The sequence below is a fragment of the Tabrizicola sp. genome, assembly GCF_016792905.1.
In the GTDB taxonomy this organism is placed as follows: Bacteria; Pseudomonadota; Alphaproteobacteria; order Rhodobacterales; family Rhodobacteraceae; genus Tabrizicola.
The window spans coordinates 1-21324 of the sequence record NZ_JAEULP010000003.1 but is presented as its reverse complement, the minus strand read 5'-3'; the positions used below and the strand labels follow the sequence as shown (position 1 = coordinate 21324).

Annotated in this window: 23 protein-coding genes; 9 read left to right on the top strand and 14 right to left on the bottom strand. The window is 66.4% G+C overall.

Annotation, left to right across the window (positions count from 1 at the left end; genetic code table 11):
* Nucleotide 1 precedes the first annotated feature (1 nt).
* Both JNL31_RS00725 and JNL31_RS00720 read right to left on the bottom strand, forming a co-directional pair.
* Nucleotides 2–1909, bottom strand: a complete 1908-nt coding sequence (locus JNL31_RS00725; protein ID WP_294968540.1) for an alpha/beta fold hydrolase — start codon at nt 1907–1909, stop codon at nt 2–4.
* A 117-nt stretch (nt 1910–2026) separates the two neighbouring features.
* Nucleotides 2027–2770: an SDR family oxidoreductase gene (locus JNL31_RS00720; protein WP_294968538.1), complete on the bottom strand. Its 744-nt coding sequence runs from the start codon at nt 2768–2770 to the stop codon at nt 2027–2029.
* A 119-nt stretch (nt 2771–2889) separates the two neighbouring features.
* On the opposite strand from JNL31_RS00720, the gene JNL31_RS00715 reads away from it, so the two are divergent.
* Nucleotides 2890–3984, top strand: a complete 1095-nt coding sequence (locus JNL31_RS00715; protein ID WP_294968535.1) for an alpha/beta fold hydrolase — start codon at nt 2890–2892, stop codon at nt 3982–3984.
* A 3-nt stretch (nt 3985–3987) separates the two neighbouring features.
* On the opposite strand, the gene JNL31_RS00710 is transcribed toward JNL31_RS00715, so the two are convergent.
* The 3 genes from JNL31_RS00710 to JNL31_RS00700 are packed head-to-tail and all read right to left on the bottom strand — an operon-like array spanning nt 3988 to nt 6272.
* Nucleotides 3988–4575: a Smr/MutS family protein gene (locus JNL31_RS00710; RefSeq protein ID WP_294968532.1), complete on the bottom strand. Its 588-nt coding sequence runs from the start codon at nt 4573–4575 to the stop codon at nt 3988–3990.
* 5 nt (nt 4576–4580) lie between these two features.
* Nucleotides 4581–5603 (bottom strand): murein transglycosylase A, encoded by a 1023-nt coding sequence (locus JNL31_RS00705; RefSeq protein WP_294968530.1) that lies wholly within the window; start codon nt 5601–5603, stop codon nt 4581–4583.
* Nucleotides 5604–5612: 9 nt separating this feature from the next.
* Nucleotides 5613–6272, bottom strand: a complete 660-nt coding sequence (locus JNL31_RS00700) for a Tim44/TimA family putative adaptor protein (protein ID WP_294968527.1) — start codon at nt 6270–6272, stop codon at nt 5613–5615.
* Between the two features lie 114 nt (nt 6273–6386).
* Between JNL31_RS00700 and JNL31_RS00695 the strand changes: the two genes are divergently transcribed.
* Nucleotides 6387–6806, top strand: coding sequence for an FxsA family protein (locus JNL31_RS00695; protein ID WP_294968524.1), 420 nt, complete (start codon nt 6387–6389; stop codon nt 6804–6806).
* Between the two features lie 135 nt (nt 6807–6941).
* A complete protein-coding gene (locus tag JNL31_RS00690) occupies nt 6942–7460 on the top strand; it encodes a pyridoxamine 5'-phosphate oxidase family protein (RefSeq protein WP_294968521.1) in 519 nt (172 codons plus the stop codon).
* 44 nt (nt 7461–7504) lie between these two features.
* Here JNL31_RS00690 and JNL31_RS00685 read toward each other — a convergent pair whose 3' ends face one another.
* Nucleotides 7505–9355 carry an AI-2E family transporter gene (locus tag JNL31_RS00685; RefSeq protein WP_294968518.1) on the bottom strand — a complete coding sequence of 617 codons (1851 nt, stop codon included), beginning with the start codon at nt 9353–9355 and terminating at the stop codon, nt 7505–7507.
* Between the two features lie 135 nt (nt 9356–9490).
* Here JNL31_RS00685 and JNL31_RS00680 point away from each other — a divergent pair, with 135 nt between their 5' ends.
* Nucleotides 9491–9961, top strand: a complete 471-nt coding sequence (locus JNL31_RS00680; protein ID WP_294968515.1) for a hypothetical protein — start codon at nt 9491–9493, stop codon at nt 9959–9961.
* 98 nt (nt 9962–10059) lie between these two features.
* Here the strand turns inward: JNL31_RS00680 and JNL31_RS00675 are convergent, their stop codons facing one another.
* The gene (locus JNL31_RS00675) at nt 10060–10221 is read right to left on the bottom strand and encodes a DUF1328 domain-containing protein (RefSeq protein WP_294968512.1); all 162 of its coding nucleotides are present in this window, start codon (nt 10219–10221) and stop codon (nt 10060–10062) included.
* 236 nt (nt 10222–10457) lie between these two features.
* Here JNL31_RS00675 and JNL31_RS00670 point away from each other — a divergent pair, with 236 nt between their 5' ends.
* From JNL31_RS00670 to JNL31_RS00660, 3 genes are read left to right on the top strand one after another with little or no spacing between them, the layout of a single operon-like run.
* Nucleotides 10458–11087: a hypothetical protein gene (locus tag JNL31_RS00670; RefSeq protein WP_294968509.1), complete on the top strand. Its 630-nt coding sequence runs from the start codon at nt 10458–10460 to the stop codon at nt 11085–11087.
* Nucleotides 11087–11512: a phage holin family protein gene (locus tag JNL31_RS00665; RefSeq protein WP_294968506.1), complete on the top strand. Its 426-nt coding sequence runs from the start codon at nt 11087–11089 to the stop codon at nt 11510–11512. The genes JNL31_RS00670 and JNL31_RS00665 overlap by 1 nt, the downstream gene beginning before the upstream one ends.
* Nucleotides 11505–12407 carry a DUF3618 domain-containing protein gene (locus JNL31_RS00660; protein ID WP_294968504.1) on the top strand — a complete coding sequence of 301 codons (903 nt, stop codon included), beginning with the start codon at nt 11505–11507 and terminating at the stop codon, nt 12405–12407. The genes JNL31_RS00665 and JNL31_RS00660 overlap by 8 nt, the downstream gene beginning before the upstream one ends.
* A gap of 49 nt (nt 12408–12456) precedes the next feature.
* On the opposite strand, the gene JNL31_RS00655 is transcribed toward JNL31_RS00660, so the two are convergent.
* The 3 genes from JNL31_RS00655 to JNL31_RS00645 are packed head-to-tail and all read right to left on the bottom strand — an operon-like array spanning nt 12457 to nt 14911.
* Nucleotides 12457–14166 (bottom strand): histidine kinase dimerization/phosphoacceptor domain -containing protein, encoded by a 1710-nt coding sequence (locus tag JNL31_RS00655; protein WP_294968502.1) that lies wholly within the window; start codon nt 14164–14166, stop codon nt 12457–12459.
* On the bottom strand, nt 14163–14738 hold the full coding sequence (locus tag JNL31_RS00650; protein WP_294968500.1) for an RNA polymerase sigma factor: 576 nt from the start codon (nt 14736–14738) through the stop codon (nt 14163–14165). Before JNL31_RS00650 ends, JNL31_RS00655 begins: the two co-directional genes overlap by 4 nt.
* Nucleotides 14735–14911, bottom strand: a complete 177-nt coding sequence (locus JNL31_RS00645; protein WP_294968497.1) for a NepR family anti-sigma factor — start codon at nt 14909–14911, stop codon at nt 14735–14737. The genes JNL31_RS00650 and JNL31_RS00645 overlap by 4 nt, the downstream gene beginning before the upstream one ends.
* 162 nt (nt 14912–15073) lie before the next feature.
* Between JNL31_RS00645 and JNL31_RS00640 the strand changes: the two genes are divergently transcribed.
* Entirely contained in the window at nt 15074–15883 is an 810-nt protein-coding gene (locus JNL31_RS00640) for a response regulator (protein WP_294968494.1), read from the top strand.
* Between the two features lie 164 nt (nt 15884–16047).
* Here JNL31_RS00640 and JNL31_RS00635 read toward each other — a convergent pair whose 3' ends face one another.
* Nucleotides 16048–17697, bottom strand: a complete 1650-nt coding sequence (locus tag JNL31_RS00635) for a CHASE domain-containing protein (RefSeq protein ID WP_294968492.1) — start codon at nt 17695–17697, stop codon at nt 16048–16050.
* A 24-nt stretch (nt 17698–17721) separates the two neighbouring features.
* Nucleotides 17722–18459, bottom strand: a complete 738-nt coding sequence (locus JNL31_RS00630; protein WP_294968489.1) for a Crp/Fnr family transcriptional regulator — start codon at nt 18457–18459, stop codon at nt 17722–17724.
* A 97-nt stretch (nt 18460–18556) separates the two neighbouring features.
* On the opposite strand from JNL31_RS00630, the gene JNL31_RS00625 reads away from it, so the two are divergent.
* Nucleotides 18557–18913, top strand: a complete 357-nt coding sequence (locus tag JNL31_RS00625; RefSeq protein ID WP_294968486.1) for a hypothetical protein — start codon at nt 18557–18559, stop codon at nt 18911–18913.
* A gap of 12 nt (nt 18914–18925) precedes the next feature.
* Here JNL31_RS00625 and JNL31_RS00620 read toward each other — a convergent pair whose 3' ends face one another.
* Together JNL31_RS00620 and JNL31_RS00615 are read right to left on the bottom strand one after the other, a co-directional pair.
* Nucleotides 18926–20464: an indolepyruvate oxidoreductase subunit beta family protein gene (locus JNL31_RS00620; protein ID WP_294968483.1), complete on the bottom strand. Its 1539-nt coding sequence runs from the start codon at nt 20462–20464 to the stop codon at nt 18926–18928.
* Nucleotides 20461–21324: thiamine pyrophosphate-dependent enzyme (locus tag JNL31_RS00615; protein ID WP_294968480.1), on the bottom strand; the 864-nt coding region annotated here is incomplete at its 5' end. The genes JNL31_RS00615 and JNL31_RS00620, both read right to left, overlap by 4 nt.

Below are 21324 nucleotides of genomic sequence, written 5' to 3'. Positions count from 1 at the left end.
GTCAGGGCTGGCGCGGAAGGGTGGCGGGCTTGCCGTTCCAGAGGCCGGTCAGGCTGTAGGCCTCATCGGTGGTGCGATGGAGATAGGTCAGGTCGCCCTGCTGGGCGCCGGAGAGGACAAGATGCATGGTGATGCCGTCATCCGGGGCTTCGGTCGAGATTTCGCTTGCCGAGCCGCTGAAGCCGAGGCCGGGCCAAAAGCGGCAGTCGGTGAATGTGAATTCGCTGCCCCGGTCGGCCGGCGCCGCAAAAAGCATGCCGCCCAGCGGGCAGCCGAAGGAGGTGGAGCTTTCGCCGTCCCAGGCGGCGAGGGGGACGTAGTTCAGGAGTTCGCTCTCGATGGCGCGGGCGACGGCGAAGGCGTCCGCTTGCTGCGCGGCGGAGACCAATGTGAGGGGGGTATAGTCGCCGACCGGAGACTGTTCGCAAAGCTGTTCGCGGGCGGCAGGCAGCGTGCCGTCGTAGAGAAGCGCCTGGACAATGGTATCGGGGCAGGCGAGCCCCCGGCCCCAGATCACATGCGGCCCGCCCTGCATGAAAACCCCGTAGGCGTTCTTGGCGTTGTCGAGCACGGAATAGGCCATTGAGATCGGGGTGATCGGGTCATGGTCGCCGTTCAGGATCAGGGTCGGATAGTCGCCCCCGGCAAAGGGTTCTGGCCGGGTTGCCGGACCCTGGTGCGGCCAGTAGGCGCAGGCGACGCGTTCGAGATAATAAGACGGGAGGAGGCGGGGAGCCTCCGGGGCGAGCGCCCGGGCCTCTTCCAGGATGCGGGTGGCATTCTCGTCCGCCGTGCCGGGGCCGCTGCCATAGTCGGAGCAGGTGATCGCATAGTAGGCGGCGCCGAACCAGCCCGGGTCCTGGATTCCGATTTCGGTTTCGGGGTCGATGTACATGTTGGAATAGCCAAGCTGGAGCATCGGCACCAGGTTGCCCCTACCGGCGGCGGCAAGGGTGCGCAGGAACTCGGACCGGCCATCGGGAGAATAGAGCGCGTAGAAGGCGTTGGCTTCAAGAAGCCCCGTGGTCAGATGACGTGTGACCTGCCTGCCGTCGGCCAGCGTGTATTCGACGGCGACGGGAGCGGCGGCAAGTCGGGCAGCAAGATCGTCATAGACTGCGGCTGCGCCCTGCGGGATGTCGGCCTTGCAAGCGGGAATGCCGACGCAGAGGTCAAAGGTTTCGGCCAGAAGCTTTTCGGAGGCCAGAGTGTAGCGCCGATAGAAGCCCTCGGCCGGCAGGGTCAGGTCGACCACGCCGTCCAGGATGACACCCTTCACGGCCTGCGGGAACTGCGTGGCATAGGCTTGCACCAGCTGTGTGCCGTAGCTTTCCCCGTAGAGCCAGACCTTCGGGGCGCCAATCCTTTCGCGGAAGAGTTCCGAGTCGCGGATCGCCTGTTCGGTGTTGACCACGGGAAGCAGGGAGTCGGCACCCAACTCGGCCGTGCAGTCCTGGACATAGGTTCTTGCGCTGGAGAGTATGGCGTCTGGGTCGGTGAGCGGCGCGGGGGCAATGTCGAAGCGCGCCTGGGCCAATGGGCAGGACAGGCCGTGGACCGGGCCGGTGCCGCGCTGGTCGACGAAGACGATGTCCATGTTTTCGGTCAAGGATGGATCGAAGGAGGACAGGTAGCTGTCGGCCGAGGCGAGACCGGAGCCGCCGGGTCCACCGACGAAATAGAACAGGATTCCCCGGCTTTCGTTCGAGGCGAAGGAGAGCGCAAAAGTGATGTCGAGGGTCTGCGACGGATCGTTTGCGCGGTGGTCAAGCGGCACGGTCAGGGTGGTGCAGGAAAGCTGGCTCAGCTCGCAGGGGAAGAGGTCGAGCCCGGAGGCAGCGTCTTGCAGCGACGTCTCTGCAAACGCGGACGTGGCGAGCAGCCCGAAGGCAAGGAGGGCGTGACGCATGGGAGCCTTTCGGGTGCGGATCGCAGGCGAAGGCTACGGCGGTGGGGCGCTTTGGCCAAGGGGGAATGCGCGGCGCGAAACCTTGTCGATACATGTAACTACAGGTTGTAGCTACAGTCAGCCCAGCGCTGGCAGACCGGCCATCGCCCGCAGCTCGGGGTTGCGGACGTCAAGTTCCTGTCCGGCCAGAGCGTCGGCGGCAGGGGTGCAGAGCCAGGCAATGGCGCGGGCAGGTTCGTGGGCCGGGGCCAGATCGCCGCGCGGGATCTTCGAGACCGGATTGATGCCGGAAGCGCGGATGGCGCCCTGCATGTCGGTGTCGACGACGCCGGGGGCGAAGCCGAAAATGCGGATGCCCTGTGCGCCGTACTCCAGGTGGACCGAGCGGGTCAGCATGGCGAGCCCGGCCTTGCCCGCGCAATAGGCGGACCAGCCTTCCTGTGGCCGATGTGCTGCGCCGGAGGAAATGTTGACGATGGTGCCGCCGCCCTTCGCAACCATCTGGCGGAGTGCGAGTTGGATGGCATGGAATACGGAGGCAAGGTTGATGTCGATGTTCGTCGCCCAGTCTTCGGTTGAGACATCGAGGATGCGGCCGATCGGCGCGATGACGGCGGCGTTGTTCACCAGGATATCGAAGCCTTGCTCAAGGACCGTGGCCATGGCGATGCGGTCGGTCATGTTGGCGTGGTGGCCGGTTGCGCGGATCTCTCCGAGCTCGCGCTGGGCGGCGGCGATGTTGGCGGCGCTGCGTGCGGTGAAATGCACATCGGCCCCGGCTTCGGCAAGCGCGCGGACGGTGGCGAGGCCAATGCCGCGGTTGCCGCCGGTGACAAGGGCGGTCTGGCCGGTGAGTTTCATCGGGGGCTCCTTCCGTGACCGGCAAAGGGTAGCTGCGGCGGGGGTTCGCTGTCCACCGCGCAGGTCGGGTTGACGCTGCCGGGCGGGCAGGTGAGGGTCGGGCCAAAGGGGAGAGGCGCGTGCGCAAGCTGATGATCGTTCTGGTGCTGGCGGGCTGTGCGGCGCGGGGAGAGTTCACCATGGCCCCGGCAGGGTTGGCGGGGGGGACGCCGGAGACGATCTTCGTCGGCACGACGCGGATGAAGGACGGCGAGGTCTATGCCTTCGGCCGGTCCGGAGAGCCGGCCTTCCTGCGCTATGACATCGCGATTCCCCCGGATCGAGAGCCGGGCAAGGTGAACTGGCCGCCGAGGACCCGGAAGCCGGATGGCAAGCGGGATTTCCTGACGCTGGACCAGCGTGACTTTGCCTCGGCAGACGAATTCAGCGCGGCCCTGCGGGCGGCGATGAAGCTGCGGGGCCAGCGGGATGCGGTGGTCTATGTCCACGGCTTCAACAACACGATGGCCGAGGGGGTCTACCGGGTGGCGCAGATGCACCATGACCTGGAAGTGCCGGGGGTGGCGGTGCATTACGCCTGGCCCTCGCGCGGGTCGGCGCTGGGTTATGTCTATGACCGGGATTCGGTGCTGTTCGCGCGATCCGGCTTCGTATCGCTTCTGGACGAGGTCGAGGATGCCGGGGCGCGGGACATCATCATCGTCGCGCATTCGATGGGGGCGTTCCTGACGATGGAGGGCCTGCGGCAGATGGTGCTGAAAGACGGGCCGCATGCGCTGGACCACATCAAGGGCGTGGTGCTGATCGCGCCGGACCTGGACCTGGACGTGTTCCGGGCCCAGGCCAAGGACATCGGCAAGCTGCCGGATCCCTTCGTGATCTTCGGCAGTTCGCGCGACCGGGTGCTGAACATCTCGGCGACGCTGTCGGGAACCGGGGACCGGCTGGGCAACATCGACAGCGTGGAGAAGATCGCCGACCTGAACGTGATCTACCTGGACACGGCGGCCTACAGTACGGGGACGGGACATCTGAACATCGGCGAGAACCCGGCGCTTCTGAAGCTGTTCGGGGGGTTGGTGGGAATTGCCGACGCCTTTACGGCCGATGCCCGGGCGCGGGTCGGGCTGTTGCCGGGGCTGGTTCTTACGGTCAGGAACGCGACCGAGATCGTGCTGAAGCCGGTGGGGGCAATCGGCGAGGGGTCGCAGTAGGCGCTAGCGACGCCGCAGATAGACGTAGTACGCCCCGCCGCCGCCGTGTTTCAGATGGGCTTCGCTGACCTGCAACACCGCCGGACCAAGCGGCGAGAGGTGCAGCCAGTGCGGGACCTGGTGGCGGAGCGCGCCCATCCGCTGCGGGATCGGGCCGCTGTCATCGCGGCGCTTGCCCTTGCCGGTGATCACCAGCACCAGCCGCAACCCGGCGGAATGGGCGTTCAGGATGAAATGGATGAGTTCGGGGTGGGCTTCGCCGAGTGTCATGCCGTGCAGGTCGATCCGCGCCTCGGGCTGGAGCTTGCCGCGGGTCATGCGGGCGTGGGTGCCCGCGTCCATCCGCAGGGGGGCCTGTCCGAGAAGCTCGGGCAGGGTCGGGGCGAGGTCATGCCTTTCCGGTTTGCGATGCTTTTCGCCGAGAAGGAAGGGTGACAGGCGCGGTTTGGCGTGCGCAAGGGGCGGCGGCTCGGGTGCCGCCGCTGGCGGGTCGGGCAGGTGGATCGGGTGGCTGTGCAGGGGCCGGGCGGTGCGGGCGACGGTGCGCCAGAGGTCCGCCTCCTCGGGCGAGAGATGGCGGCGGCGGGCCATGGCGACTATTCGTCGTCCAGCATGGCGAAGGCGCGGTCGATGGGCAGGAGGAGGACCATGCGGCCGCCGTCCTTGACAGTGCCCGCGGCATCCCCCGCGCCTGCGCCGGTGCCGTAGAAGATGTCCGCCCGTTGCATCCCCTTGATCGCGCCGCCGGTATCCTGCGCGACCATCAGGCTGCGGATCGGGCGCCTGCCGTCCTTTTCGATCCAGACCGGGGCACCGAGCGGGGTGAATTTCGGGTCGATGGCGATGGAGCGGAGCGTGGTGATCGAGCGGCCCATGGCGCCGATGGGGCCGTCTTCGGGGGATAGCGTGCCGATCTTGCGGAAGAAGACGTAGGAGGGGTTGGTGTCCAGAAGCTCACGCCCCGACGCGGGGTTCGATCGCACGTAATTGGCGATTTCCGGGGCGGAGACCTGGTCCATCGTGTGGGTGCCGCGGCGGACCATCTCCTGCCCGACGGAGCGGTAGCTGTGGCCGTTCTTCCCGGCATAACCGACGCGGATCACCGTGCCGTCGGTCATGCGGATGCGGCCGGAGCCTTGCACCTGCAGGAAATAGACATCGACGGGATCGTCGAGCCAGGCGAGTTCGAGGCCCCTGCCCGCGATGGCCCCGCCTTCGATCGCCGAGCGGGTGTGGTAGGCGACGCCGTCCTGCAGTTCGGGGGGGCGGCGGTAGATCGGGTATTGGAAGCGGCCGGTGCGGGTGGGGGACCCTTCGAGTTCGGGCTCGAAATAGCCGGTGAAGAGGGCGGGGGGACTTCCCACGACGACGGGCTTGAAGAACAGCTCGAAAAAGCTGCGGGCCGAGGCGTCGTCTTTCGGGACGTCGGCGGCCATGGCGCAGATCGGCTGCCAGTCGGGCGCGTCGATCAGGTCGCAGGTGTTGAGAAAACTTTGCAGGGCCTCGACGTGGTTGTCGTCGCGCCAGCCGTCGAGGGCTTCGAAATCAAGGACTTCGGCAGGGAGCGGGGCGGCCATCAGGACCGCCGCCGTGACAAGGAGGGGGAGCGCGCGCCGCATCCCAAAGGGTCAGTCGCCGGTGGCGACGAGCTGCCAGTTCGGGTCGTCGGACCCCATCTGGCGGGCGAAGGTCCAGATGTCGCGGGTCTTCTTCACCTCACGCGGGGAGCCTTCGACGACTTCCCCCGCCTTGTTCCGGACGACATAGGTCTGGTCGGCGACGAAGCGGACGGCGATCTCGCCGAAGCGGCTTTCGGGGGTGAAGGTGGCGTCGTGCAGCACCAGTTCCTTGATGCCAAGGAAGCTGGCTTCGACCGACAGCCCGTCGCGTTCGCGCTGGGCGATGGCCTCGGCGAAGCTGGCTTCGACATCGTCCGAGAGGAAGGGACGGATGCGGTCAAGTTCGCCCTTTTCGAAGGCCATCAGGATCATCTCGTAGGCGCCGCGGGCGCCCTGCAGGAAGGGGCCGACCGAGAAGCCGGGCTCGGCCTTCTTCATCTGGGCCAGCGCGCGGGCGGCATCGGAGCCTTCGGCGACATGGTCGGTGATGTCGCGGTCCGGGCCGCCCTCGATCACCTCGAAGTCGCGGCGGACGCGGGGGCGGACGTCTTCCAGCGGGATCGGCGGCTTTTCGAAGCCGTCGCGGGTGCCGAGGACCGAGCGCAGCTTGAGGATCAGGAAGATCGCGATCCCGGCAAGGACGAGAAGCTGGATCAGGGACCCGTTCATTGATGACCTCTGGACACGACTGGTTCCGTTTGAATCTGCACCGCTTGCCCCTATGTAGGGTGGGGTAGCGGCGAAGTCTACCATGGGACCGAAACGAAGGCGCGGGGTGCGGGAATGTGGATCTTGCTGGGAGTACTGGCGCTGCCCCTGGTGGAGATCGCCCTGTTCGTTACGCTTGGCGCGAAGCTTGGCCTGTGGCTGACGCTTGCCTGGGTGATCCTGACGGCGGTGCTGGGCGTGCTTCTCTTGCAGGGCTTGGCGCTTGGCGGGCGGGAAACCCTGCGGCGGGGCTTCCAGGAGGGGTTGCACGATCCGCTGTCGCCGCTGGCGCATCGGGCGCTTGCGGGGGTGGCGGCGGTACTCCTGATCCTGCCGGGGTTCCTTACCGATGCACTGGGTTTGCTCATGCTGCTGCCGCCGGTGCGGAACCTGATCATCCAGGGCATGGCCAGCCGGATCCGGGGGGCGGTGGTCATCCGGGGCGCGTATGTTGATGCGAAAAGCAACGACGGCGAACCGCTGGAGCCGCCGTGAGCAAGGCCGGGCGCGTGATGCTTACGATTAAATCGGACGCGATCAAGTTGCGGGGCTGGATTTGCCCGGTCATCGGAACCTGCAGGGTCGGGGCGGCGTTGAAGCGCTGAACCTTCCTTTGCAACGGAGACCAGGATGTCCCTTGTCAGCGATCACGAGACCACCCAGAACCCGCCTTCGATCCAGCCCATTCCTGCCGACAGGGTCTGGGAGATGCTCAAGGCCGTCGACGTTGCCATGCTGATCACGCGCGGCGCGGACGGCCTTCGCGGTCGGCCGATGTCCACCATTCCGACGCCGGAGAAGGGCGTCATCTATGTGCTGACCGAGCGAGATTCCCGCGCGGCCCGGGACGTGGGGGCCGATGGATCGGTCTTCCTGTCCTATCAGGGGCGCGGAGATCATGTCGCGCTTTCGGGCCAGGCGAGCGTGAGCCCGGAGATGGGGCTGGTGAAGGATCTGTGGAACCCGGGGGCGCAGGCGTTCTGGCCGAACGGGCCCGAGGCGCATGACGTGGTGGCGCTGGTCATCGACCCGGGCCATGCCGATGTCTGGGACGGCAACGGGCTCTTGCGGGGCATCGCGAGTATCGTGAAGGGCGCGGTCACTGGCAAATCCCCGGACCTCGGGACCCGCGGCGCCGCGGATCTCTGACCGGATCGGTATCGGATCGCCGGAGCCACTTTCGGCGGTCCGCTTCAGGCGGGCTTTTCCGCCGTGCTGGCAAAGGCATTCTCGAACAGCGCTTCCATACCCGAGGCGACGAAATCAGCCACCGCCTTGCGCTGAGTTTCGGTGGGGGCAGCATCGGCAACGGACCACTTTGCGACACCGATCCTGACCCCGGAGAGGCGTCTGCGCAGCTGGCGGACTTGAAGGTCGACCGAGGCGGAATTGGCGGTACCCAGCGTCACGACGACCAGCGTCTCGGGCTTGAAGCTGCGAAGGGCGCGGGGAAGCACGGCGCGCAGCGGCAGAGCAGCGACCTCGGCCCCTTCGGCGCGCAGGGCCTGCGCGACCATCTGCGACGTCACATCGTCAAGCTGGGTCTGCGCGCCGATCACCGCGATCCGGCGGCCGAGACCGTCGAGCTTGCCGTTGCCGACCAGGCTTTCGTCGGTTTCGTCCTCGCCGCCTTCCGCGCCCAGCGCCAGTTCGTCCTCGACCACTGTGTCAAGCTCTTCGGTCAGGATCCAGGCGGCGTTTGCGATACGGTGCGTCGCGTGGTCGGTCAGAAGGCCCGCCTCGTGATCGGCTTCGGCGAGCGCGAGCGCCGGGATGGCGGTCTTGTCGTAGTAGTCGGCAAGATAGCGCTTTGCCGTGGTCGCGGTTGCCGCCTCGGTGAATTCGAAGGACCGGCCCGCAAGCAGCCTGTCGTAGAGCCGGGCGGAGTCGGCCAGGATCGGCTGGTCGCCGAACATGATCGGGAACAGGCGCAGGCTGGGAACATGGTGGCCGATCACCACCAGGCAGACGGTCAGCGGCGTTGCGATGATGAGACCCATCGGGCCCCAGAGCCAGGTCCAGAACATGGCGGAAACGATGACCGCAAGCGGCGACACGCCGGTGCGCTGGCCGTAGAACCAGGGTTCGACGATGTTCGAGGTGACGAACTCGACGACCAGAAACAGCGCGCCGGTCCACAAGACCAGCGACCAGTCCGGCGAGACGGCGAAGGCCATGAGCAGGGGCAGGATGGCCGAGATGGCCGAGCCGATGTAGGGCACGAAGCGCATGACCAGGGTGACAAGCCCGAAGAACAGCGCGTTCGGCACGCCGATGAGCCAGAGGCCGAGCCAGATCGGCACGGCGTAGATGACGTTCACCACCAGCTGCGCGAGCAGGTAGGTCGACACCCGCGCCCCCGCCTCGGCCAGAAGGCGCGATGTCGTGAGGATGTTGGTGCCACCGATGAGCTGCACCAGCCGGTCGCGCAGGGTGGCGCGTTCAAGCAGCGCGAAGACGACGACAACGAAGATCAGGCCGAAGATGCCGATCGGAGCAAGCGCAGGCAGGATGACATCGAACAGCCAGTCCTTCAGGCCGGAATGCTCGACGACCTCGACCTTCATCGTCTGCGCATCGGTTTGCGCGTCCGGGGTTTCGGCGGCCAGGCGGGTCGAGATCTTTTCGACCATGCCCTGCAGATGGGCCACGAGCTGGTTGTCCCGGCCCGCTTCCAGCAACGTGTCGATCTTGGTCAGAACGTTTCCCTGATATTGTGGCAGGTTCGCGCCGATCTGGCTGACCTGATAGGCGATGATCAGGACAAAGGCAGCGACCAGCCCGCCCGCAGCCACGACGGTGATCAGGACAGCAGGCATGTCGCGCAGGCCACGGCGGCGCAGGGCGTTGACCACCGGCGTCAGGATGAAGGCCAGGAGCATCCCGAGAACCAGCGGCAGGAACAGGTCCTTTGCCACATAGAGGATGGCGCAGACGACGACGATGGTTGCCAGGGTGGTCAGGGAGACGATGGAATGACCGCTCTCGGTCGGGAGACTGGTCCGGTCCCGCCATGACGTGGCGGCCTCGTCGGTGTCCGGCATGATGTCCCTCGCCCTGCCCAGTTCTGGCCCAACTCGCTGAATCGGGTCCGGTTCCCCGAGGACGGAACCGCGAAGCCGATGCCGCGTTTGATCGGCGGCGCGACACCTTTTTCCGGGCGCCGGGAGGGTTGGATGATGCCGGACGGATGCGGGGTCGTGTTGCTGAACGATCTGGCGCTGCAGGCGCTGCCCGAACTGGTTTCGGCCTCGGATGCTGCGCATGTCATCGTCGCAGGCCGGTCGCTGGTCCGGATGACCCTGGCCGACCTGGCGCTGCCAGAGGCGCAGATGGTCTGGACCGACTTCCGGCAAAGCGCGTCGCTTTGTGCGTTGCACACCGCGGTGCAGCGGGCAGGCGGGCTGGACCGGATGATCCTTGCGGCCGACGGCGCGAGCGGCGAGGAAATGTTCGCCCTGATGTGCGCGATCCTGACCCTGCTTCCCGCGATGCGGCGAACGGACACAGCCAGCGTGCATCTGATCATCGGGGCAGGCGAGGCGGTGCCGTCGCTGGAACAGTTTGTCGCGCGCATGGCGCCGAAACTGCGGACCGAGGGGATTGCCGTCACGCTTCAGATCCTGACGCGGCGGCCGGAGCCTGCCTGAGCCTGCCTGACCGCCGAAAGGAAAAAGGGCTGCAACCGGAGTTGCAGCCCAGTTCAGGGAAGACGGCAGGGAAAGACCGCTTCCTCGAGGGACGGAGATCAGCGTGTCAGGACGCCGCGCAGCAGCGACACGACGAAGAGGATAAGGAAGATGACAAAGAGGATCTGCGCGATACCGGCGGAAGTGCCAGCGATGCCGCCGAAGCCCAGGACACCGGCGATGATCGCGATGATGAGGAACGTTACAGCCCAGCCAAGCATGAGAGTCTCCTTCGGTTTCGGATGTCCCGGGGGACAGCATTTGATGATCTGCGCTGACAACGCTCCAGTCCGGAACCGGTTCCCGATCCGGTCGGAAAAGATGCAGGGTCGGGATCGGCGGCAGGGCGCAGAGCTTGTCCGAGCGAGGGAACCCGAGTGCAGTCCGCGCATTGTAGGGGATGAGGGACCGCCCCTTGGCTGCGGTCCGGGTGAAGTTGAATGTCAGGAGAACGGCAATGAACGCGACCTACAAGAACACCACGAAACACGGCGAACAATCTTCGGTGGATCAGCTGGCCGACAAGGTCCGCGAGGGAGGCAGGGCGCTCCGCGATGTGGCAGAGGGCGCTGCCGAGACGGTCAAGCAGACAGTCGCCGACGCCGGAGATACGGCCCGCGAGATGGGCGCGACGGCGAAGGACGCGATCGGTGAAGCGGTGGCGGAGACCAAGCCGCGCCTGGACGGGGTGATCCGCAAGGCGCAGGATACCGCGCAGCACGCCAAGGACGCGATCGTGAGCGGCGCCGGGTCGACGCTGGCAACGGTGCGGGATGCCGCCGTCGAAAAAGCGGACGCGGCGCGGGAAAGCCTGTCGGACGTGGGCGACCGGCTGGCGGCGACCTTGCAGAACGCGTCGGCCGACACCGAGGATGACGCACTGAAGGCGCGGGTGCTGAGTTCGGTGGCGCAGGGGCTGACCAATGCGTCGGACAGCCTGCGGCAGCGGTCGGTGGCCGAGATCGGCGCCGATGTCCGGGACCTTGCCCGCCGTCATCCGGGCGCGTTCGTGGCGGCCGCCGCGCTTGCCGGGTTCATGGCGGCGCGGTTCATCCGTTCGTCGAGCCATCGCGACCGGGGGATCTGATGTCTGCACAGCGACAGGACGGGGAAGCGGGGGTGGCATCGCTTCTGGCCGATGTGGCAGCGGGTCTTGGGCGGCTGGTGAAAGGCGAGCTTCTGCTCGCCCGGACCGAGGCGGCCGAGGGTCTGAAAGCTGCGGGGTCAGGTCTGGTCAAGATCGGCGTAGCGGCGATCCTGGGCCTTGTCGGGCTGAACGTGCTTGCCGGGGCGGCCGTGGCCGCGCTGGCGGTGACCGGCCTGGGGCCGGCCTGGGCTTCGCTGGTCGTCGGGCTGGCGCTGAGCCTGGTGGCCCTTGGCCTTGCGATGGCCGGGCGCGCGGCATTGCGCCTGCGCGGGATCTGGCCGGACAGCGCGCTGCGTGGCCTGCGCCGCGATGCGGAGGCGGTGGAGCGTGGACTGAACGAAACAGGAGCGCGACAGCATGTCTGATTTTGCAAAGCACGATATCGAGCGGGAGCTGGAGCGCGACCGCGTGGCGCTTGCCCGGTCGCTTGCTGCCCTGCGAGACCGGCTGCAACCGGCGAACCTGATGGCCGAGGGCAAGGATACACTGTTGCAGCACGCCTCGCCGCTGGTGTCACGGCTGGACGGTGCGGTCCGGGGCCAGCCCCTGGTCGCGGCGGTGGCCGGGATCGCGCTGGCGGCGCTGGTCTTCGGTCGCCGTCCGGGGAACGACACCGAAGCGGCGTCAGCCGTTCCCGCGATGGCCGGCACCAAGTTCGAGGCGCTGACGCGCTGGGAGGACGAGGGCGGCCCCCCGGCGCCCGAACCGGTGGACCCGAACGAGGATTGGCTGAGCGAGGCACAGGGCCTGCGTGCGAAGGCGCTGGAGCTCCTGGCGCAGATCGACGATGCGGCGCGGCGCAAGCTCGCCCCGGCAGCGCAGCTTGCGAAGCACCGGGCCGAAGTCACGCGGGCCCTGGCGGCCGAGACCGGGGTGGCGCTTGCCAAGGGGCTGGGGTCACTGACGGGCGCTGCCCGCGACCAGACGCTGCAGGCACGGGAGCGAATCTATCTGGCCCGCATCGCGATGGCCGAAAGGGGCCGGGAGAGGGTTGATGCCAATCCGCTGGCGGTGGGCGCCGCGCTGGCGCTTGCAGGGGCGGCGGTCGCCTGCCTGTTCCCGCAGACAGCGACGGAGGACCGGCTGTTGGGCGAGGCAAGCGACCAGCTTTCCGCGGATGTGAAGGCGATGGCGAGGCGCGAGGCGGTGAAGGCGAGCGCGCTGGGCCGCAGCCTGTCCGACGCCCTGAAGACGGATATGCGCCGTGCTTCGACGCTCTTCGCTTCCCAGGACGACCGGCAGCCGGTACGGCATCACTAGCGACAGCGGATCGGATGATCAGGTAGCGACCGGCCCATGCGGCCGGTCGCTACATTCCGGCTGCGCCCGTGGGGCGGGGAAAGACCAGTTCGACCGATGCCCGTTCCCCTTCCAGCCGGATGCTGACCGTTCCGGACAACTGGGCCGCGAATTGCCGCAGCATCCGCTGCGGCAAGGAAAGCAGGCCGCTGGTGGTTTCCGGGAGCAGTTGCGGCACCTCTGGTCCTTCAAGGCGGAGACGGATAGTGCCGTCGCTCTCGGACAGGTCCACGACAACGGCGTCACGACCGAGGCCGGGCCGCGAGAAGAAGCAGCCGACCGCTTCGGCCAGGGCGAGGGCAAGCGGAACGGCCGCCTGGCTGTCCATGCGGATCGGCTGCAGGCGCTTGGACGCGACGCCGAGGGCAACGCCGTGGATCTCTTTCAGGCGCTTGACCACGTTGGCCAGCACCACGTCCATTGCAACATCGCGCTGGCCCGACAGGGCGTAAAGGCTGGTGTGGGTCGAGGAGAGCGCGATCACCCGGTTGATCAGGCCGTCCAGCACCGCGCGCAGCTTCTGGTCCGGTGCCTCGCGCCGGTACATCCGCATGATCGAGGCGATGATCTGCAGGCTGTTGCCGCTGCGATGGTTCACTTCGCGCAGCAGCAGGTCCTTGTCGACCAGAAGATTCTGCAACTCGGCCTCTTCCTGTTCGATGGTGCGGATCATGTCTTCATAGGCCGCGGAGAGGTTTCTGATCTCGGCGGGCGCGCCGCCCATATCCGGCATCTGCAGCCTTTTCCGGGTGGCGACGTAGTCGGTCATCGTGCGCGACAGCGCGCGGATGTGCCGCACGACGAGGTGGCTTGAGGCGAAGGCAGCCACGGCGAGGGCAGCCGTCCAGGTCAGGATGGGAAGCAGGTAGGGCACGGCGCTGCTGGCCTGCTGCCAGAAGTTGCCGGTTTCCCGCTGCCAGATGGACAGGAGGTAAAGACCGTCGGTCACGCTGACGACGGACATGATGTTGCGTCCGGAGCCCTGGTCGATATAGGACGGCCTGTCCGCCACCAGGGCCAGGCGCTTGAGGTCGACCTTTGACGGGAGCTCCTTTGCGGGGTCGATCGCCGGATCGGAGGACAGGAGCAGCGTTCCGTCGGCAAGGAAGGTCGCCAGGTAGGAAGGCCGCCAGAGGGCGAAGTAATCGACGTAGCTGTCTGGCGCGACGGCAGTATACGCCAGCGAGATTGCCGCAATCCCGATCAGCGTTCCCGACCTGTCGAAAACCGGATGGTTGATCCCGACGACGGCTGTTCCCGAGACCGGGCCGTAGATGCTGTAGACGATCGTCGGCTTCGGATCGGCGAGGATGTTCTGAAAGTTCGGGCGGTCCTTGAAATCATAGACCTGCCCTGTCGAAGAGCAGGACATCAGGCCGCTGACGGGGATGTAAGCCACCAGGGTTGCCTGGGGGATATCGCGTGCGATTGCCGCCACCTGGTCCTTGCAGGCGGCGTCCTCGACCGGGGACTGCGACAGGACCGTGGCCAGCACACGGACCGAAATCTGCGCTTCCTTGATCAGGTCGATCTGGTCGCGCACCGCCTGAAGCGCCGCGCCGCCGACCCCTTCCAGGGCGGTTGCGTCGATCTCGTCCAGCGTATTGCGCGTCTGGACAACCGAGAGGATCCCGAGCGGGATCAGCGCAAGCATGAGCGTCGCGCCAAGCCGCACGCCAAGGCTGCTGCCCGAAAGGAACGCCCTGAGCTTGCCGCTCAAGACCCGGCCGCGGTCGACCGAAGCACGACCGCCTGTGTTGCCCCGTCGGTTCCCGAGAACATGTCCTCTCCGTCTTCCAGATGCAGCAGCTCGGCCAGACGCTTCCGCGCCCGGCTGGCACGGCTTTTGACCGTGCCGATCGCCACACCCATCATGCTGGCTGCCTCTTCGCAGGAAAAGCCCGAAGCACCGACAAGGATCAGCACTTCGCGATGTTCGGGGCTGAGCCGGTCGAAGGCGCGCTGGAACTCTTGCAGGGCAAGGCGACCGTCATGCGCGGGCTTGACCGACAGGGTCGCCGCAAACACACCGTCGGTGTCCTGCACTTCACGCCGGGACTTGCGCAGCGACGAATAGAACGTGTTCCGCAAGATCGTGAACAGCCATGCGTCGAGGTTCGTGGCGGGATCGAACTTGTCCATATTGGACCAGGCCTTGAGAATGGTATCCTGGACCAGGTCGTCGGCCCTGGTCACGTCGCGCGCCAGGCTGATCGCGAAGGCGCGGAGCTTGGGGATGGCGGCGGGAAGCCGCTCGCGCGGGTCCGGGTGAGCCAGAGGCGTCGTAGTCATGCTGCGCCGCCCTTGCCGGACCCGTCCTGGCGCTTCAGTTGCGCGAGAAGATCGCGAAACCGATCCGGCAGTTCTTCGTTCAGTGCGGCGGTGTAAACCCGTTTCAGGTTCTCGTCGATCTGCTCGCGGATCGCCTGCCTCTTGGGGGCTTCCTCGTCCTTGTTCTTCGTCATGATAGCACGTTTCCTACAACTCACTCCCAAAACGTACGATACAGCATTAGGTTCCGACGATTCTTCGCGCGAAAGCAAAGATCTCGTTCGCACCGGGAACCGAACGCGATTGCGGACGTTTGGTTCCGGAAACAAGAGAATTTAAGGACGGAGAGGACTCACATGCTTGCTCAGGAAGCCGCCGATAATTCGGCGACTGTGGCACGCCACCTGCCCTATCTGCGTCGCTATGCGCGTGCCCTGACCGGAAACCAGACCAGTGGCGACCGATACGCCATTGCGGTGCTTGAGTCGATCGTGGCCGATCCCGGGATGCTTTCGTCGCATGACGACAGCAAGGTTTCGCTGTTCTCCGTATTCCATTCGATCTGGTCGACCGCAGGCGCGCCGGTGGCCGAGGCGGAAGATGTGATCTCGGGCGCGGCGCAGGCCCATTTGGCAGGCCTGACGCTGAATTCGCGCGAGGCGCTGTTGTTGAGCACGGTGGAGGGGTTCGACCAGACCGAGGTCGCCGCAATCATGGGGATCGGTGTCGGCGAGGCCCAGCACCTGATCGACGTGGCGGTGCAGGAAATGGAGCGGTCGGTGCGCGGATCGGTGCTGGTGATCGAGGACGAGGCGATCATCGCGATGGATATCGAGGCGATCGTCGAAGGCATGGGGCACCGGGTCACGGCGAACGCCCGCACCCATGCGGAAGCCGTCGACATGGCGGCAGCCGAGAGACCGGACCTGATCCTGGCGGACATCCACCTTGCCGACAATTCCTCGGGCGTTGAGGCGGTAAACGAGATACTGGCGCAGTTCGGCGCGATCCCGGTGATCTTCATCACGGCATACCCCGAGCGGCTGCTGACCGGCGAGCGGCCGGAGCCGGCCTTTCTGATCAACAAGCCCTATACCGAGGAACAGGTGCGGTCGGCCGTCAGCCAGGCGATGTTCTTTTCGTCGACTGAAACCCTGCCTGCATAGGACACCAGACCGCCGGGGTTAGTGAGAACGGCCGGCAGGTGGACCTCCAGGCGAACGCCAATCCCCTCACGACCTCTTCTGGCAGGGTCTTCGTCACGGCGGAGGGGTCCGATTCATCCTGACGGGGAATTGCAGGCTGGGGTTCCCTGACGCGCACCACGGTATCACCCGCGCTTCTTCGCCGGCGGGATCGGCGCGGACAGCGGAAAGCTGATGCGGATGCGCAGGCCTTCGGGGCCGAACTCCCGCTCGATGGTGCCTGACAACTCGCCCTTGAGGCTGGCATCGATCAGCCGCGAGCCAAAGCCCGATCCCTTTCCGGGCGGGGTGTCCGCCGCAGGAAACCGTTCGACCCAGGACAGCACGAACCGGGACCGGTCCGAGGTTTTGGCGGGCTCGACCAGCCAGGAAATCTGCAGCCCGGAGCCGTTGGACGACAGACCGCCGTATTTCATCGCGTTGGTGACAAGCTCATGCACCACGAGAGCGAAGGCATGGGCCTGACGTTCGTCAAGCCGGACAGGCGGTCCGTCCACAAGGTGATCGACTTCGGCCGCATCCAGGCTTTGCCTGAGTTCCCGGACAAGCATCTCGCGCACATCCGCCTGGGCAAGCGCAGTCCCTGCGAGGATTTCCTGTGCCGTGGCCATGGCCTGAAGCCTTGCGTCGAAGGCGGCCGAGAACGCCTTCACGTCGGTCGCCCCCCGGGCGCTTTGCCGGGCGATGGACTGGATGCGGGCGATGTGGTTCTTGAGCCGGTGCTTCATCTCTTGCAGCAGAAGCGCCCGATAATCGGCTTCGCGCGCGGCAGCCTGGGCAACCGCATTGGCCTGCACGGCCTCTTTCTGGCGGGCGGAAACCGCAAGGGCCGTCGCCGACGCGAAGAGCAGTGAGATCAGGGCCAGAAGCAGACTGTCGAAATAGCGCGTCATGCGGCTGGTCGTGGTGCTGGCAAGCAAGTCGAACCGCCATTGTCGGCCAAGGATTTCCAGATTTCGCGCGACCTGCATCGAGCTGTCGCTTTCCGCGGTGATGTTGTCGAAGATCGGGGTATCCGGCGAGCCGGTATCGGTGATGCGCAAGGAGACCGGCAGCGGAGCGCCGGCCGACAACGCTGCCTCGATCAGGTCTCTCCCCCGGAACGGGGCATAGATGAACCCCGAGACCGGCGCAGTCCTGGTTCCCGGCGGGCGATCGAGGGCCTTGACGGAAAGGTAGACGAGAAACCCCGCCTGCTTGTCCGTGGTGATCTCCTGAACCAGTTCGACGGGGCCGCTCATCTGGGCCACGCCGCTGGCAATCGCATGGTCGATCGCGGATCGTCGCGTATGGTCGGCGTACATGTCATAGCCAAGTGCAGCGATGTTCCTGGCGCTTCCAGGTTCAAGGAGGACGACGGGGGTGCGCCAGGACTGGGTTGTGTCCGGCCGGACGGTGACGTCAAGTCCGTAGTGCAGGCGGATTTCACTGGCAGCGGCGGCCGTGTCCTCGACCGCGAGCATCCTGGCAAAGCCGATGCCCTGGACGCCGGAAAGCCTGTCCGAGATGTCGATCGAGGACAGGAAGCGGACGAATGTCCCTCGGTCCATCTCGCCGCGGGTAGCGGACAACAGGCCGCGCGCCGCGCGGAGGACGACGACGTGCTGTTGCAGGCGCGACACCACGCGGTCGACGACGAGATCCGCGGATCGTTCGAAATCAGCCTGCAGGCGGCGCTCATCGGCGGTATACACGGAGAGGGTCAGCGCGATGCCGGGCAGCAAGGCCAGCAGGAACAGTATCTTCGGCAGATGTGTGCCGATCAGCGCGCGCATCTTGCGACCCCCTCTCGGCGGCATTCAGAGGATCGGGCGCACATCGTCGGCCTTCATTTCAAGCTGGGCAATCCTGGAAAGCGCGGGATGGTCGTGCATTAACAGCCGCCTGCCGGTGATCTCGGCCAGACCAGTCTGACGCAGCGCAACGATGCGACGGTTGGTGTGGACGATCGACAGGCCCAGCGCGTCGGCAAGATCGTGCTGGCGGAAGGGGAAAGGCACCGAGCCGCGCGTTTCCATCCCGAGCGCGACAAGACGACGCCAAATCCGGACCAGCGCCCAGGCCACGCGTTCCTGAGCGTCGCGTTTTCCCAGGGTCGCCACCGTTTCCCCAAGAAAATGCTCCTCGATCGCGGCAATCCAGGTCAGGTCATAGGCTCGGGCGGGTTGGTTGACGAACAGCTCCCACACGCGACTTCGCGGAAAGGAACAGAGCGTCATCTCCGTCACGGCGGTCACGCTGTGCCGGGATTCGCCCATCAGGCCACCCTGGAGGCCGATCAGATCACCGGGGAAGACGAAGCTGATCACTTGCCGTCGTCCATCCTCGAGCAGGACAGAGCGCACCGCCATCCCGTCAAGCACGGTCAGTAACACAGGCGACTTCTGTCCTTGCGACAGGGCATCCGCGCCTGCCTTGACGATCGTCTCTCCCGTCTTGAAGCGTTGCATGAAGGCCAGTTCATCATCGGTCATCACCACAAACAGCGGTTTGCAGCGGAGGGTGCAATCGCGGCAGTCCGTGACGGTGTGCTGCATCGGGTTTCCCTTACCTGATTATCGCAGGTTAATGCGCGCGCTCCGCGAAAGCTTCACAGGAGACCCGGTGCAGGTCAATCACACAAGGGGCCGACGATTGAATTCCTACTTTATTCTGGAGCCGGAGCAGGTCGTTGCGGATGATCTGTCCCATGCGATCCGGGCGCATGACCCGAAGGCCATCGTCCGGCAGTTCCGTTCGGTGGATGACGTGCTCGTCGCGCTTCAGTTCATCACGCCCAAGGCGGTGCTGGCCAACCGCGACCCGTCCGGGTTCCATGTCACCGCGCTGGGACAGACGCTGATTGCGGGCGGAATTCCCTACGCGTTCCTTGGGGCGGCACGGGAAAACGGGATGGATGGGATAAAGGTGCTGGCGTCACCTTTCACGGAGACGACGGTCGCAGCGCTGTTGCGGGATCTTTCGCGGTCCGCTGGCAAGTCTGGCCGGTGAACGGTCAAGACCCTAAAGGAAGCTGCGGATCGTGGCGATGGCGCCATCGAGCGCCTTGCCCTCTTCGTCCTTCAGCGCCGCTTCGCGCAGGCGGCGGGCCCAGTCGGCGGCGTCGTCGCGGTCCTTGACCAGGGCGATGGCTGAAAGGACCTTGTCGAATTTGGACAGGCCTCGGGCGTGGGTGTCGGAGTAGCCCTTGACCAGGCGGCGGCAGCGGATGAGCTCCACCGCCAGATCGTAGTTCTGCGGCAGGTAGCCGAGGGCCGTGGCGAGCCAGGCGTCCAGATGGGCGGCTTCGGTGGCATGACGCAGGGTCTTCGGTCGCCAGCCTTTCAATCCGCCAAGGACGTGAAGGGTGAGGAAGCCGCGCAAGCTGTCGGTCCGCAGGCGACGCCCCTTGTTGAACAGCCGGTCGACCAGCGCCATGCGGCGGGGGTTCGCCGCCCAGCGCGCACCCATGCGGGCAGGGAGGAGGGAGACGATTTCCTCGGCCCTCGGGTGCAGGAATTCGGTGACATGGAGGAGATGCCGGTCCCTTGCCCCCATCTCGCCAGCGATGCGCGTCATCCTTGCGGCGCGGGTCTTCTCGTTCGCGACGCGGATGATGTCGTCATAGGCCATGGCGTTGGCGATGTGCTTGGCGGCTTCCCGCGTCAGGTCGAAGGGGGCGCGGTCCTGCGCGAGGATGGCGTCGAGCCGGTCGAGGTAGGCGCGGCCATAGGCGAGGTCCTGGAAGTCGACGACCTTCCGAAGGCCGGGCCGGGCGAGGTCGGCGACTTCCGGGGGAAGGCGGTCGAGGCGGGCGGTGAGGGCGGACCATTCGGCAATCAGCTTCGCCGGACCTTCGGCGGTTTCCTTGCGGGGAAGGTTCTTTGCCGGAGTGGTTTCAGGTGCCCCGGTGCGGGCGGCCTCGAAGCCTGCGGCGAAGGCCTTCAGCGAGGGTTCCACCCCTTTGCCGCCCTTGGCGATGGCGGCCTCGAAGGCTTCCTTCGGGAAGGGGAGGACTTCGGCGGCGGCCAGCGCCCCGAACAGGCTGGCCGAGATCACCGATCCTTGCGCGATGGCCAGCGCGTCGAAATCGGCGGCGATGACGCGGCGGGCGGCGATGTCGGCGGCGGCCAGCACCTCGGCGCCGTTGGCGATGCCGTCGCCAGGGACGGTTTTCTCGGACACGGCGAGGGAACGGTGGGTGGAGGTGATCAGCGTGGTGCGGTCGGGCGTGACGAAGCCGCGAATGATGGACCGACCGGCCTCCATCAGTTCGGCGGTAATCATGATGTCGACGTCACCGGCGGCGGGCATCAGGGAGAAGATGGGGGTCCCGTGCGAAGCGGGGGCCATCTCGACATAGTAGACGGTCGCCCCGGTGCGTTGTGCGACGCCCGCGACGCTGGTGGCCTGCGCGGCAAAGCCGTTGGCACGGGCGAGATCCTCGATCCAGCCGGTCAGGACGCCGCCGCCCTGGCCGCCGACGGCAAGGAGGGCAAGCTTGATGATGCCCTGTGTGGCGGGATCGACGGGACGGGAGTCGAAGCTGGGATGGACGGTCATTCGGCGGGTCCGAAGGTCAGGCGGCGGGCGTCGCGGCGGTGTTGCAGCCAGTGGATGAAGCGGGAACGGAAGTTGGCAAAGCGGCGCTCCCACCGGCCTGGGTTGTGGACCACATCGGCGCGGTAGAACGAGGGGCAGAGGATCGCGGCGTCGGCGACCTCGCCGCAGTTGCCGCAGCCGACGCAGGACTGGTCGATCGAGGCGACGGGGTCGTCGCGCAGGGGGTCGTCCAGTCGCTTCAGCGACAGCGAGGGACAGCCGGAGAGGCGGATGCAGGCGTGGTCGCCGGTACAGATCGCCTCGTCGACGCCGAAGCGGGGGGCCTCGACCCGGCGGCCTTCCTTGATGGCTTTCTGGGTGAGGGGCTTCTCGCGCCGCTGCTTGTTCAGCATGCATTCGGAGGAGGCGACGATGACCTTCGGGCCTTTCTCCGGCGTGGTCAGCGCTTCCCGAATTGTGTCGCGCATCCTGGCCACGTCATAGGTGCGGTCGATCTGGCGGACATGGGTGATGCCGATCCCGCGCAGGGCCTTGGCGATGGGGTTCTTCGTGGCCTTTGACGCGTTGTCGGCACGGGAGGACATGACGTCCTGCCCCCCGGTCGCGGCGGAGTAGTAGTTGTCGACGCTGATCGCCACGCCGTCGGACTTGGTGAAGGCCATGTTGGTGAAGCTGGAGGAGAGGCCGTTGTGCCAGAACCAGCCATCGCCGATGATCGCGATTGGGCGCTTTTCGCCGCCGCCGTCGAAGGCCCCGTTCGCGGCGGGGCCGAGGCCGTAGCCCATGGTGGCGCCGCCGATCTCGAACGGGGGAAGGCTGGCGAAGAGGTGGCAGCCGATGTCGGCGGCGATCTGGTGCTT